Origin of the sequence: Rhodovastum atsumiense (assembly GCF_937425535.1) — a bacterium.
GTDB classification, from domain to species: Bacteria; Pseudomonadota; Alphaproteobacteria; order Acetobacterales; family Acetobacteraceae; genus Rhodovastum; species Rhodovastum atsumiense.
The window spans coordinates 145,742-158,971 of record NZ_OW485603.1 but is presented as its reverse complement, the minus strand read 5'-3'; the positions used below and the strand labels follow the sequence as shown (position 1 = coordinate 158,971).

The window sequence follows — 13,230 nt, the reverse complement described above, 5'->3', positions numbered from 1 at the left end:
GCGCCGGCACGCCTGAGATCGTGCGACCAGGCGGAGGCATGATCGCCGGGGTCCCCCTGACGACCCGGCCGCCAACCACCCTGCCGGTGAGCGCGTCACCTCCGGCCAGGACGGAGCGACAGCCGGGTATTCTGGTTTCTACAGAAACCAGCAGCGCTGACACCAGGCCCCCCCGGCCAATAGCCGCCGCCGCGGTGCCGACCCCTTCCGTGCCGGCGGAACTCCGCAAAACCGCGGCGGCGATCCCCAAGCCGACCCCGGCGCAGCAATCCCTCATCAGCACGGGGGTGGCGACCGTGGTGGTCCGGCCGGGCGAAGCCAATATCTTCCCGGTTTCGGCCGGCCGGCCGAACCGTATCGTCACCCCGTTCCAACGCGCCAAGGTGTCCACCGAAGCCGTGGACGGCATCGAGGTGCGCGGTGGGGTGGTCTATGTCACACCCGCCGGTGACGGCCCGGTATCGATGTTCATCACCGAAGAGGGGGATGAGAGCGTCGCGCTCAGCGCCACGCTGGTGCCGTCCCACATGCCGCCCGTTCACCTCGAGCTGCAGCTGCCGCCGGATCTGGTGGCCCGGAGCCCCGGCCGGCGGGCGCCGCAGGATGTGACGGCGGCCGACAAGTTCGAGCGGGGGCAGGCCTATGTCGACATGCTGCGCACGCTGATGCGGGGGCTGGCGCTGGGCCGCGTGCCGCATGGCTTTGAACTGCTCGGACAGCCGCCGGCAAAGGCGACTGCGCCCGTCTGTGCCCCCGGTCCGGTTCGGGTGGATTTCTCCCGGGGCCAGTACCTGCGGGGATCGCGGATCGAAGTCTGGGTCGGCGTGGTGGCGAACCCGCGCTCGGAGGCCGTGGATTTCGTGGAGAGCTGGTGCGGCGGCGCGGAGGTGATGTCGGTTGCCCTCAGCCCGTCCCCCCTGGTTCCGGCGGGCGGCGCGAGCGAGATCTACATCGCACGCCGGATCCCGGCACAGGAGGAGGACCGCTCGCAGATCCGGCCGGTGCTGGTTTCGCGAGGGAAGTGAGATGGCGAGCACCCCCCTGAACGGGCTGGCCAGGACGCTCGGCGAGATCCTGGACCGGATTCCTCCCAAATATCGCCGCATCGCCGTCGTCGGCGTGCTGATCACGCTGTTCGTGACCTTCGTGGTCGTGTTCGTTCCCGCCAAACCACCGAGGGTGGGGGATACCACCGGCAAAGGCTATGTCGGCCAGGTACTGATCAACGGCCGCGAAGGCGACGATACGGTTGAGAGCCTGACCGTCGCTGTCCAGAAGCTGCAGCGCGACCTCGCGGAAAAGACGCGCGCGATCGAGCAACTGACGCAGAGCATGCGGGATATCCAGCAGCGCAGCCCGGCCCCTCTGGCGGGACCGCCGGCGCCCCCAGCAGCTGGGCCACCCATGCCACCACCACCGGGTCCGGTGGAAACTCCTTCCCTACCTACCGCTCCCCGTGCTGCGGCCCCGGCGGCACAGCCCAGCACCGTCGCGGTGGCCGGATCGTCACCAACCCCGCCCGCTGCGCCGACGCCGCGGGGCGGCATCGCCGTGCGGCCCGACCTCCCTGCGTCGGTCCTCCCGGTCGCCCTGCCGAGTGGGGCTGGTATCGCCGCCGCCCTGCAGCCAGAGACGGTCTGGTCGGCACCGACGCACCGGCCGCAGCCCGTCACGGAGCCACGTCCCGCCGGCACCCTGCCGGCCGCGGTCCCTGGCCTCGCAGCTGGGCCGCGCCTGCGGGTTTATACCGCCGAGCCGGCGGCCAGCCCCGCAGCCACCGTACCGGATGCCACCGATCCCTACCCGGTGTTCGAGCTCGGGCCCGGCGGGACCTTCTCGGGGGTCCTGCTGACAGGCCTGGATGCGCCGACCGCCCAGAACGCCCGCCGGGACCCGATGCCGGCACTGCTGCGGATCAAGCACAACACCATCCTGCCGAACCGCCATGACGCCGACCAGCGGGAGTGCTTCGTCCTCCTGTCGGGCTTCGGCGATCTGAGCGCCGAGCGCGCCTACCTGCGTACGGAGGAGCTGTCGTGCGTATTGGAGAATGGCGAGACTTTTCACGAGCGGATTGAGGGCTACGTCACCGATGAAACTGGCCGCGTGGGTGTGCGTGGGCCGGTGGTCAGCAAGCAGGGTGCCTTCATCGCCCGGTCGCTCGTCGTGGGGATCATGCAGGGGGTTGCCGAGGCCTTCGCACACGCCAATCAGAGCTACACGGTGGGCGTGAGCCGGTCTGGCCAGCTGTCGTTGCAGGAGTACCAGAATCAGACACAAGGCGGCATGATCTCCGGCGCGGCGAAGGGCCTGGATCGGGTTGCCGAATTCTACCTGCAGCAGGCGGTCGCGATGTTCCCGGTGATCGAGATCAATGCCGGCCGCCAGGTCGACGTCGTGCTCACGCGCGCCGTGAAGGTCAAGCTGCCGCAGCGAATGGGCGGAGGAGACAAGGGATGGTGAGACAGCTCATGCTGACGACCAGCGTGCTGGCGCTGGCCGGATGCGGGACGGTGTTCCCGTATGAGTCCACCGGAAGCTGCCCGCAAATGGGCACTGGCGTCTGTGGTTCGGTGCGGCAGGTCTACGAGGCCACGAACAACCGCGATCATGTCAATGCGGGAGAGATCGCGCCCGATGCGGGCGGTGGCGAACCCAGCGCCTCCTCCGGTCCGACAGTTGGTACCGCTGGCGGCCAACCGCATCCTCCCACGCCCTCCGCGGCATCGCTGCATGTCCTGCCCGTAGCGTTGGCGGGCGACGGAACCCTACCTCTGCGCAGTCCGCCCGAGATCATGCGGATCTGGGTGGCGCCCTGGGAAGACGACAAGGGCGATCTTATGATGAGCGGCTACATCTTCACCGAACTGCGTGAGCGGCGCTGGCAGATTGGCTCGCGGCCGGTGGTGGCATTCGGGGGATTGCGTCCGGTCGACGTCACCGCGCCGTCGCGTGCCGGCACGCCGGCGGAGAAGCCTGGTCAAATGCCGCCGCCGTCGCAAAGGCAAATGGATGCGGAAAGGCGGCCGGATGTGCCGCCGGTGCGCCCTGTTGCCGCCGCGGCCGGAGGCATGCAGCCGGCCGCACCGAGCGGTGGATTCTGGCAGACCGCGCCCGACGCCAGCCGGGTCCGGTAACGTTTAAGCGAAAGTTCGAATTAGCAACATCGCCTGCACGTAACCCGGCTATTTTCTGCTGAGTTACGGTACGCCGAAAATTCGGCCTGATGCACTGCCCACGGCAGTCCGTTATTCTCCACAAGAGCCGATCTTGCAGGCTCGATCATCGAAGAATGGAGAAGCTTATGCGCCATCGGAACATGGTGTTCGGCGTCAGCATGCTGGCTGCGCTGATGCTGCTGCTCTCGACATCCCACAGCGATGCCGGCACCGGCGGCGCCGAGTTCAGCGCGATGTGGACGCAGCTGCAGGGCTGGGTGGAAGGTACGCTCGGCCGCGTAGTGACGGTGGCGATGGTGATTGTCGGCATTGCCATCGGCATCGCGCGGCAGTCGCTGATGGCGTTCGCCACGGGCGTGGGCGGTGGCCTGGGCCTGTATGCGACACCCGCGATCGTCACCAATATCTTCGTGGCGACCTTGCCGGCGGCCGTATCGACCGGCGCCCCGGTCGTGGATCTGGTGCGCGCCGCACGGATCATCAACTGACCGCCATGCCCAAAGCGCCGCGAGAGGAGTTGCTGATGGCTGGGCGTTCCAAGGCAGCGGTCATGGTGTCCGGGCGTGTCCGGCACCTCTTGCTGGCGCTCACGATGCTGGTGGTCTCCGGCGGGGTGCCGTCCGGTCAGGCGCAAGAGCTATCCTCCGGGCAGCCCCCCGTCGTCGTGTCGGACCCATTCGGCGCATCGCCAGGTGCCCTGAACGGACAGATGACCGGACGCGTTGCGCTCAATGCCGGAGATTTCCAGGCGATTACCCTGGCCGGACGGTCAGGCGTCTACTTTGTTTCCGGCAATGGCCGCTATGTGCTGCGGGGGACGATCCACGACCTCTGGCAGGGGCGCGAACTGCAGACCCTGCCAGAGATCAAGGCCGCCGCGGAGACAGTGAATTTCGGGGCACTGGCCCAGATGGTGCCCGAATTCGAGCCGTTCAGGATCGGCACCGGACAGCGGCAGGTGATTGTCTTTGTCGATCCGTTCTGCCCGTACTGCGAGCGCGTCCTGCGTGACGTGGCGGCATTGGCACAGGGCGGGACCCACCAGTTCGTGGTGATGCCGATTGCCCTACTCGGGCCTGAGTCGATGCGGGTGGTGCGGAACCTCCACTGTGCGCAGGATCGCGATGCCGCCCTGAAAGCCCTGCTGACGCACAGCTTCCAGACCCCGTTGGCGGAGAATTCCGGCTGCGAGGTCGCGGCGCTGCAGAAGCGCCTGATCTTCGCCCGCCTGCTGCAGATCCGTGCCGTGCCCTTCCTGATCCGCGATGACGGCGTGCGACAGGAAGGTTTGCCCGGGAACCTGGCGGCCTGGTTGGCGGAGGCACGCGGCTGATGAAGGCCGAACACCCGGCTGATCTGATCCCGGTCCTTGTCTATGATGAGGAGACCCGGATCTTCTACTGCGGCGACCATAGCCTGGCCTTTGGCTGGGTCTGCCGTGGGCTTCCGGGAGGGGATGAGCGGATCGAGCAAAGGCTGCGGGCCCTGACCGTCGATGGCTGGCCCGACGAAGCGTTGCTGCAGATCAGCCTGGTGTCCTCCCCCAATCTGTTCCGTGAGTTCGAGGATATCCGGGCGTTGCGGAGCGGCGGCCCGCAGCAGGCGGTGCTGCGGGAGATGGTCGACGCTCGGATCAATTTCCTGTCCCAGCGGGTCGACTCATCCTTTGCCGGCCAGAGCGGTCTGATCCTGCGCCGCTTCGATGTCTACGTCGTCGGCAAGGTGCGCGCCCAGGGGGCGCCCGTCACCCGGGAAGAGCTGAACGACGTGGCGAAGCTGCGCTGGCGCGTCGAGCACGGCCTGAAGGGTATCGGCCTGCAGCCGTCCCCCATGGATCAGCACGAGTTCGTCCAGCACCTCGGCGCGATCGTCAACCGTTCGGCCGCTGGTAGCTGGCGGGTGCTCGGCGGTGATGTCGCGCGCGAGGACCTGTTGTTGTCCGAGCAGGTGTTCGATTCCGGGACGGATATCCGCATCGATCGCGACGGGCTCTGGCTTGACGACGTGCGTGTGTCGGTGCTGTCACCCAAGGCGTTTCCGCGCGACATTCCGTTCGGCCTGGCGGCGCGGTACTATGGCGATCCGGTGACCGGCTCGCAGGGCCTGCGCTGCCCGTTCATGATCACATTGAACGTGTACTTCCCGCCGGCCGGCGCCGAGAAGGCGCGGATCACCTCGAAGCGCAACTACGTGGTGGCCCAGGCGACCGGGCCGCTGGCACGGTGGCTGCCGCAGGTGGCAAGCCGGGCCCGGGACATGGAGGCGCTGCTGGCGTCGCTGGAGGCGGGGCACCGGGTCGTGCGTGGCTGGCTGAGCGTGACGCTGTTCTCCTCCGCGGTCGGCACGGCGGGGTCCTTCGCAGAACGCTGCACCGACGCCCAGCGCAAGGCCGAGGAGGATCGGGTGGGCGCGACCAATTTCTGGGCCACTTCGATGTTCGTGCTGATGCAGGACCGCTTCATCGCGCTGGCGGCCTTCCTCAACGCGCTCCCGTTCTGTGCCAGCCGCGAGGCGCTCCGGGATCTCGGCCGCTACCGGACCATGACCACGGAGCATGTCGGCCGTCTGGCGCCGATCTTTTCCGACTGGGAGGGCACCGGCACCGGCTCGCTGACCCTGGTCAGCCGCAATGGCGCGCTGATGAATGTCTGCCTGTTCGACAGCTCCACCAACTACAACGCCACGATTGCCGCCGAGTCCGGCAGCGGCAAGAGCTTCCTCGCCAACGAGATGATCTCGAGCTACCTGTCGCAGGGGGCGATCGTCTGGGTGATCGACGTCGGCCGCTCCTATGCCAATCTCTGCGAGGTGCTCGACGGCGCCTTTGTCGATGTCGGTGAGGACGGGATCTGCTTCAACCCGTTTCCGCTGATCCAGAACTACGACGAGGAAGTCGATGTGCTCGAGGCCGTGGTCGCCGCGATGGCCTCGCCGACCGAGGTGCTGTCCGATCTGCAGCGGGCCGAGCTCTCGCGCATCATGCGCGAAACCTACGCCGCCAAGGGCACGGCGATGACTATCGATGACATCGCCGACAAGCTGAAGGCGGCGGAGGATGAGCGGATCCGCGACGTCGGCATTCGCCTCTATCCGTTTACCTCCCAGGGTCAGCACGGCCGGTTCTTCAATGGCCCGAACACTGTTGCCTTCGGCGGCAGCTTCAGCGTGCTTGAGCTGGAGAACCTGCGCAGTCGCAAGCACCTGCAGCGCATCATCCTGCTCATGCTGATCTATGCGATCCAGCAGGAGATGTTCATGGGCGATCCCGCCCGCAAGAAGCTGGTGCTGATCGACGAGGCCTGGGACCTGCTGACGGATGGCGAGGTCGGACGCTTCATCGAGACCGGCTACCGGCGCTTCCGAAAATACAATGGAGCGGCGGTGACCATCACCCAGTCGATGGCGGATTTCTATACCTCGCAGGTCGGCCAGGCGATCGTGCAGAACTCGGCCAACATGTTCCTGCTGGGTCAGAAGCCGGAGACGATCGAGCAGCTGCGGGCCGCCGGGCGCCTGGCCTTCAATCCGTTCGCGGTCGAGGTCCTGCGCAGCGTCCATACCATCCCCGGCACCTATTCGGAGATCTACGTGAAGAGCGACCGCGGCGAGGGTGTCGGGCGACTGATCGTCGATGCGTTCACCCAGTTGCTCTACTCGACCCGGCCCTCAGACCGGGCGGCGATCGCCGAGTACCGAAGGCGCGGGTTGTCGGTCACGGACGCCATCAAGGCGGTGCTGCGGGACCGGCAAAGCCCGGCGCAGGCGCGCCTGGCGGCGGAATAGCGGCCGGAGCACGACAGGGTGGAGGAGGTGGAACCTGCATCGAAGCCCAAGCCAGGACACAGGGCACCCGGCAGCGGTGGCGATGGGTGGTACCCGGCGGTGATCGGGGCCTTGGCCGGGGCGGCGTTGGCGATCGGCATCATGGAGTGGCGGCTGGAGAACGCCCTGACCGACCGACCGCCGGTCGTGGTGGCGGATTACAGCATGTTCCTCACCGCCCTGGAGCAGGGCGTCCGACCGGACGTGCTGAAGGGCCTCGCCGAGTCCTACACGGCGAGCGCCAGCCGGTTGGCGCGGCAGGGCGTTCTGGTAGTCAAGGCCGACGCGCTGGTGGGTATGCCTCCGGCGCTGACCATGCCCCCGGATCGCCGCCTGATGGACCTGACGCTGACGCTCGGCCAGGCCGCCGTTCCGACGACCTCGGCCTCCCCGGCAGGTTTGCCTCCGGAGCCTGCCAGCCCGCCGGCGTCGCCCGGGCCGGCGGACGCCGGTACCCGCTCGGGGGACATCAGCATCGGCGAGGCCGCGGCACTGGCGGCCGCACTGAAGGCTGGGCGAGGGAGGTGAGCATGACGGGTGCGAGCGCGTCCGGTGAAGGCACCGGTGCCTGGTCGACAGCGCTGTTCCTGGTCAAGGCGCTGCCGGCGGCCTGGGTGGTGGGGATGATGGTGATCGGCCTGACCGGGCGCTTCCAGCTGGCGGTGGATGTGCAGGAGCGGCAGTGCCTGCCCGGGTACCGGGTGTTCGTGATCGACCGCGCCCGGCACGGCGACGACCTCCGCCGGGGCGACATCGTCGTCTACCGCGCCGACGCGCAGACCCCGCTGGAGCCGCGCGGGGCGAAGCTGGCCAAGCGGGTCCTCGGCCTGCCGGGCGACCGGGTGCGGGTGAGCGCCGAGCGGACCGAGGTCAACGGCGTCGTGGTCGGGTATGGCCTGCTGCTGGCCGAGCAACTGGGCACGCCACCGGCGGCGCTGGAGCGCGAGGTCGTGGTGCCGGCGGGCCATGTCTGGGCCATGGGAGCCACCGTGGACAGCTATGACAGCCGCTATTACGGCCCGGTCCCGCTCTGGAAGATGCAGGGGAAGGCCTGGGGCGTGCTGTGAGGCAGGTTCGGGCCTCGCTTGTGTGTGCGCTCCTGATCGCCCTGGTGCTTGCCTGGCCGCTGGCCGGTCTGGCGGATGACGGCTTCGCATTCCTGCGGGGGCGTCCGGTGGACGCGGCAACCCAGGCGCTGATCGAGGACCTCACCCGCAAGGCCGAACAGGTTACCGGCAGGGGGCGGGAGGACGGCCAGGCGATGCTGGATCGCGCCCAGGCGGCCGCGGCGGCGCTGCGAGCAGCCCCTCCCTCTACTGGCATCCCGGAGGTCCTGGACCGGGCCAGCGCGGCCACCCGCACCACGCCGCAGGCCCGGTCTGCCGAGACTCCAGCGCCGGTGGATGCCGGCACGCCGGCTCCCCCGCAGGAGCGGGAGTTGGTGCTGTTCGTCTCCTGGTCGATGGGCGAGGCGGCGTTAGCCGACACCCTGCGTGAGGCGATGGCGGACGGTCATACCCGCGTGGTCGTGCGCGGCGTGCTGCCAGGAGAGCGGATTGGCGACGCGGTGCGCCGGCTTGCCCCGCTGCTGCGCCAGCGGGTGCAAGGCGCCTCGATCGACGTCGATCCACCGGCCTTCCGTCAGGCCGGGGTGTCCGAGGTGCCGACGATCTGGGATCCGGTCACCGGCGCGCAGTGGCGCGGCTCCGTCGCGCTGGCGGCGTTCCGGCGGCACCTGGCGGAAGCGCGTGCGCCGGTCTCGGAAGCGATGGGTCCGGCGGTGCAGGTGACGGAGGTCGACCTTGGGGAGCTGATGCGGGCGCAAGCCGCCCGGCTGGACGTCGCCGGGCTGCAGGAGCAGGCCTATCGGCGGTTCTGGGAGCGGGCGGCGCTGGTGACCCTGCCGGCGGCCGCGCGCAGCGCCGAGCGGCTGGTTGATCCGACGGTCTGGCTATCCGCGCCAGTGCACGATGCGCGGGGACAGGTGATCGCCGCGGCCGGCACCCGCATCAACACGCTGGAAACGCACCCCTGGCGGCGCCGGCTGATCGTGTTCGACGTCACCGACCCGGCACAGTTCGCCTGGGCGCTGCGGCGCACGCAGGACGGACGGCCCACGCTGTTCCTGACCACCCAGGTCGACCGTGCCGCCAGCTGGGACGGGTGGCAGGCCAGCGTCAAAGCGCTCGGCCAGCCGCTCTACCTGCTGCAGGCGCAGCTGGCACAGCGCCTGGACCTGCGCGTCGTGCCCAGCGTGATCGAGCAGGCGGGGGCGCTCCTGCGGGTGCGGGAAATCGGTCCGGCTGAACTGCGGCTCCAGTGAGACGAAAGGCGGAGGCGAGAGATGTGGCGCGCCTGGAGACGGACCCCGACAGCCGGACTGCTGGTCCTCGTGCTGGCGATGGGGCTCGGCAGAACGGTCGCGCTGGCGGCAAGCCGCCCCGACTGCCGTGACGGCAGCGTGCTGAGCGCCCGCATCATCACCGACATCTGCTGGGATTGCGTCTTCCCGATCCGGATTGGCGGGGCGACGATCGCCGGTGCCAGCAACGCGGTGCCATCCGGCGCCGCCACGAACACCGTCTGCGTGTGCAACGACGGCGCGGTGCCGCATCCCGGCATCACCGTCGGCATGTGGATGCCGTTCCAGGTGGCCGAGATCGTGCGGACACCCGGGTGCTCCCCCAGCATGGGCGGCATCATGCTGCCCGCCGTGGACCCGCTCACGGTCGGCACCAAGGGACGCGGTGACGGCGATCACGGCGACAGTTCGTATTTCCACTTCCACATGTACTCGTTCCCGATCTTCCGGATGCTCGACCTGTTTTACAGCCCGCGCTGTTTCAGCGGCATGCTGTCCGATTTCGACATCCTGTTCCTCAGCGAGGTGGATCCGACCTGGACCTACGACGAGCTTTCCTTCTTCAACGCGCCGGAATCCGCCGCCGTCGCACTGCCACCCGCGCAGATGGCCTGCCTCGGCGATGCCGCCGCGGCGCTTGCCGGCACCAATCTCGATACCCTGTTCTGGTGCGCCGGCTCGTGGGGCGCGATCTATCCGCTGTCCGGCAACGCCATCGGCCAGATCTCCCCGGTCAGCACCATGAGCCTGCTGGCCACCCGGGGCCTCGCGGTGCAGCACCGGCGGGGCCTGGCGACCCGTACCATGGGCGACGACATGGTGTGCGGTGGAGCGTCCGATCCCTTCATGGCGAAGTCGCAGTACCGGATGAGTCTGTTCTGGCCGCGCGCAGAAGCCAACGGCAAGCACGTCATCGGTCAGACCACCCTGGTCTGGGGCGACTGGCGCCAGATTCCGGCCATTGGTGAGGATGGCACCTTCCTGATCTGGCGTTGGGTCGATTGCTGTCTTGAGCTGCTGTAAGGAACGCCACGCGTGACCGGCGCCTCGCTCTTCGCCCGGGTGCTCCGCCGCGGCCGCCTGGGTGTCAGCCTGGTGGCCTCCGGCTGCCTGCTCTGGGGGCAGATCGTCCCGGCCTACGCCGACTCACTGTCCGATGCGGCGGCTCGTGGCAACGCTGCGGCCGCTGCCATCCAGCCGAATGCGACCTCGCTGTTCGGCCAGGACGCCAGCGGCAATATCGTCCTGAACCCTGGGACGCCGAAGCAGGTGACACTCTCGCCGAGCCAGATCGTGCCCGGCTCCGGCGCGGTGACCGCGCCCGCGCTGTCGGCGTCGGGGACGAGCTTGAACGGACGGACGGCGATCGGTGCCACCGCACAGCATTCCCTGGCTGGCGGGAACGATTCGAGCGCGGCGGCGTACTCGACCCTGCTGCAAAGCTACAACCGGACCACGCCGAACCTGCGCAGCGATGCGGTGTTCGGCACGTCGCGTGACGTGTTCAACACCCTTGCCAGAGATTCCTCCCTGTTCGGTGATTGCACCACGACCCGGACCTACACGAAGACCAACGCGACCAGGCATGTGCCCGACTATCGCCAGTGCGACCGGCACCTCGTGCAGACCCAGAACCTAATGCTCGCGCACGAGTACAACAACGGCATCCTGGCGGGATCGTCGGGTGACGTCAGGGTCGTCTCCTGCGGCGACGGCTGCCTCGATGTCACGCTGGGCCGGATCGGCGACAACTACTGGGTGTCGCCGTGTGGTATCTTTGAGAACAGCGGTGCGATTTCGATCCTGTCTCCGGACGCGATCATCTCCGCGCAGGTGATCAGGGCCAAGTTCGACGACCGGATGCAGGTCTACCTGGGGGACACCAGGGTCTGGCAAAGCGATACCGTGCTTCCCCCGGAAACCGGCTCGACCCGGACCTGTGACCTGAAGACCAGTTGGGACTACAATCCTGGTGACGTCGATGTCACCAGCATCCTCAAGAGGGGTGGGACGATCCCCTTCAAGATACGGGTCTCGGTGGCCGGGGCCGGCGAAGGCTATGTGCAGATGCGCGTGCGCTACAACGCCGCGGCGCTGAGCTATGACAGCTGGAGCAATGCCGCCGACGTCTCCATCGCGCTGGCCACTTTGTCGCGTGGCTCGGTCTGCAAGACGACGGTGACTTGCACGGCGATGCCGCTGCTCGACGGCGATGGCTGCACGCCCCAGGCGATCGGGCGCGTCTGCCCGGCCTGGTTCACGTCAGCCACCACCCTGGCCTTCTCCCCGTACGTGAACCCGCTCTGCAAGCAGGTGCAAGTCTCGGCGACGTGCAATCCGGCCGGTGGCGACATGGCGTGCTACACCGACTACCAGGGCAACACGCAATGCTATCACAACGACGGCACGAACACCGATAACTGTGCCAGCCTGCGCAATGATGCCTCCTGCAGCTATGTGAACACCGAGTGCATCATGACAGATGCCACGACCGGAGCCTGCATGGTCGCGGTGGACACCTATGACTGCGGTACCAACGTGCCTGTCCCCGGCCAGACCACGGTCGCCGAAAACACCGTCTGCGCCGGGCCCGTGCGCTGCATGGGCACTGAATGCACCTCGACGACGGTCGAGAGCAACGGCACGTTCGCTGAGGTGGCGGCCCGGCTGCAGGCGGTGCAGATGATGGAGCAGGACGGCAGCTGCTCCGATCCCTCTGACGCCGCAAGCTGCCGGATCTTCCCGGGAGACGACAAGACGTGCAAGGTCGCCGTCGGCGGCTATGTGAACTGCTGCGCCAAGGCCGTCAGCGTGAACCTCGCCGATTATATGAAGCTTGTGTTCAGCGTCAGGTCGATCAACTCGGCAATCATGAAGCTGGGTGCGGATAGCACGATCCGCGGTTCCTGGGAGATGATGAAACAGCCGATCGACTATCTCGGCACTCTGGTCGATTCAGCCTGGGACGAGGCACAGGCGTCCTTTACCTCGGCGGCCAATTCGGTCTGGACGAACCTCTCTCCAAATTCGGGCGAGTTGATCAGCACCGTCTCTGGGGAGGTCGCGGATAGCACATCGTCCGGTGTCCTGGGCTCAATCACCGCATCGCTCACCAACCAGCTTGCGGAGTGGACATACAACGTGTTCGGAGAGACCGCCGCAAACATGTTGTTCTCCGCATCGGCCGGAGGAGGCCAGGCGTTTACCGGCGGCACCATGGCGGCCGGAGGCGTGCAGTTCGGTGGTGGTGGGGCCCTGGTTGGCACCGCAATCACCTGGATCGGGGCTGCCTATGCGGTCTACTCGATTGCAACGACGCTGATCAAAATCATCTATGCCTGCGAAACATCCGAGTACGAGCTCGACACCAAGCGGCAGCTGAAGGAATGCCATTACGTCGGCAGCTACTGTGCGACGGATGTCCTTGGCCTCTGTGTTGAGCGAAAGCAAAGCTATTGCTGCTTCAACACCCCGCTGGCCCGCATCATGCAGGAGCAGGCGCGCTCACAGCTTGGGATCAGCTGGGGAACGGCCAAGGCGCCGCACTGTGACGGACTCACCCTGGCTCAGTTCAGTGCGGTCGACTGGGATCGTGTGGATCTGTCCGAATGGATCGCGCTGCTCTCGACGTCAGGCCTGCTGGCCGACACCGGCTCTGTCACGGTGGACTCGCTGACCGGAGCGGGGAATGCGCTGGCAACCGGCGGCACGCGCATCGATGCGGTCACGCGCTCCGTCGAACGCCTCGATGACCTGGATCTCCCTTCGACCATGGACCGTGCGAAGACGCAGCTGCAGAGCACGACCGGCCCGCTACCGTGAACGCCATGACGGATCATGGCGAAAGGGGAGCGAACGGGCGACGGC

Annotated in this window: 11 protein-coding genes; all 11 read left to right on the top strand. The window is 67.6% G+C overall.

Annotated features, from left to right (window positions below):
- The first annotated feature begins 194 nt into the window (after positions 1 to 194).
- The 11 genes from NBY65_RS30720 to traN all read left to right on the top strand — a co-directional run bounded on the left by NBY65_RS30720 (position 195) and on the right by traN (position 13,185).
- The gene (locus NBY65_RS30720; RefSeq protein WP_162530867.1) at positions 195 to 1,025 is read left to right on the top strand and encodes a TraK domain-containing protein; all 831 of its coding nucleotides are present in this window, start codon (positions 195 to 197) and stop codon (positions 1,023 to 1,025) included.
- Position 1,026: 1 nt separating this feature from the next.
- Entirely contained in the window at positions 1,027 to 2,463 is a 1,437-nt protein-coding gene (locus NBY65_RS30715) for a TraB/VirB10 family protein (protein ID WP_150045310.1), read from the top strand.
- Between the two features lie 8 nt (positions 2,464 to 2,471).
- Complete coding sequence (gene traV / locus NBY65_RS30710; RefSeq protein WP_162530866.1) at positions 2,472 to 3,137, top strand: type IV conjugative transfer system lipoprotein TraV; 666 nt, start codon at positions 2,472 to 2,474, stop codon at positions 3,135 to 3,137.
- Between the two features lie 167 nt (positions 3,138 to 3,304).
- Positions 3,305 to 3,667 carry a TraA family conjugative transfer protein gene (gene traA, locus NBY65_RS30705; protein ID WP_150045308.1) on the top strand — a complete coding sequence of 121 codons (363 nt, stop codon included), beginning with the start codon at positions 3,305 to 3,307 and terminating at the stop codon, positions 3,665 to 3,667.
- A 221-nt stretch (positions 3,668 to 3,888) separates the two neighbouring features.
- On the top strand, positions 3,889 to 4,512 hold the full coding sequence (locus NBY65_RS30700) for a DsbC family protein (RefSeq protein ID WP_162530865.1): 624 nt from the start codon (positions 3,889 to 3,891) through the stop codon (positions 4,510 to 4,512).
- The gene (traC, locus tag NBY65_RS30695; protein ID WP_150045306.1) at positions 4,512 to 6,962 is read left to right on the top strand and encodes a type IV secretion system protein TraC; all 2,451 of its coding nucleotides are present in this window, start codon (positions 4,512 to 4,514) and stop codon (positions 6,960 to 6,962) included. Before NBY65_RS30700 ends, traC begins: the two co-directional genes overlap by 1 nt.
- A 99-nt stretch (positions 6,963 to 7,061) precedes the next feature.
- Complete coding sequence (locus NBY65_RS30690) at positions 7,062 to 7,529, top strand: hypothetical protein (RefSeq protein WP_150045305.1); 468 nt, start codon at positions 7,062 to 7,064, stop codon at positions 7,527 to 7,529.
- 2 nt (positions 7,530 to 7,531) lie between these two features.
- On the top strand, positions 7,532 to 8,068 hold the full coding sequence (gene lepB / locus NBY65_RS30685; protein ID WP_150045304.1) for a signal peptidase I: 537 nt from the start codon (positions 7,532 to 7,534) through the stop codon (positions 8,066 to 8,068).
- 20 nt (positions 8,069 to 8,088) lie between these two features.
- On the top strand, positions 8,089 to 9,324 hold the full coding sequence (locus NBY65_RS33970; protein ID WP_150045303.1) for a TrbC family F-type conjugative pilus assembly protein: 1,236 nt from the start codon (positions 8,089 to 8,091) through the stop codon (positions 9,322 to 9,324).
- 21 nt (positions 9,325 to 9,345) lie between these two features.
- Entirely contained in the window at positions 9,346 to 10,386 is a 1,041-nt protein-coding gene (locus NBY65_RS30675) for a TraU family protein (protein WP_203330728.1), read from the top strand.
- A 12-nt stretch (positions 10,387 to 10,398) separates the two neighbouring features.
- Positions 10,399 to 13,185: a conjugal transfer mating pair stabilization protein TraN gene (traN, locus tag NBY65_RS30670; protein ID WP_150045302.1), complete on the top strand. Its 2,787-nt coding sequence runs from the start codon at positions 10,399 to 10,401 to the stop codon at positions 13,183 to 13,185.
- Positions 13,186 to 13,230 lie beyond the last annotated feature (45 nt).

Bases quoted from the DNA above. Each gene is read 5' to 3' on its own strand.
- NBY65_RS30715 (WP_150045310.1), top strand. From the start codon at position 1,027: ATGGCGAGCACCCCCCTGAACGGGCTGGCCAGGACGCTCGGCGAGATC.
- traV (WP_162530866.1), top strand. From the start codon at position 2,472: ATGCTGACGACCAGCGTGCTGGCGCTGGCCGGATGCGGGACGGTGTTC.
- traA (WP_150045308.1), top strand. From the start codon at position 3,305: ATGCGCCATCGGAACATGGTGTTCGGCGTCAGCATGCTGGCTGCGCTG.
- NBY65_RS30700 (WP_162530865.1), top strand. From the start codon at position 3,889: ATGACCGGACGCGTTGCGCTCAATGCCGGAGATTTCCAGGCGATTACC.
- traC (WP_150045306.1), top strand. From the start codon at position 4,512: ATGAAGGCCGAACACCCGGCTGATCTGATCCCGGTCCTTGTCTATGAT.
- lepB (WP_150045304.1), top strand. From the start codon at position 7,532: ATGACGGGTGCGAGCGCGTCCGGTGAAGGCACCGGTGCCTGGTCGACA.
- NBY65_RS30675 (WP_203330728.1), top strand. From the start codon at position 9,346: ATGTGGCGCGCCTGGAGACGGACCCCGACAGCCGGACTGCTGGTCCTC.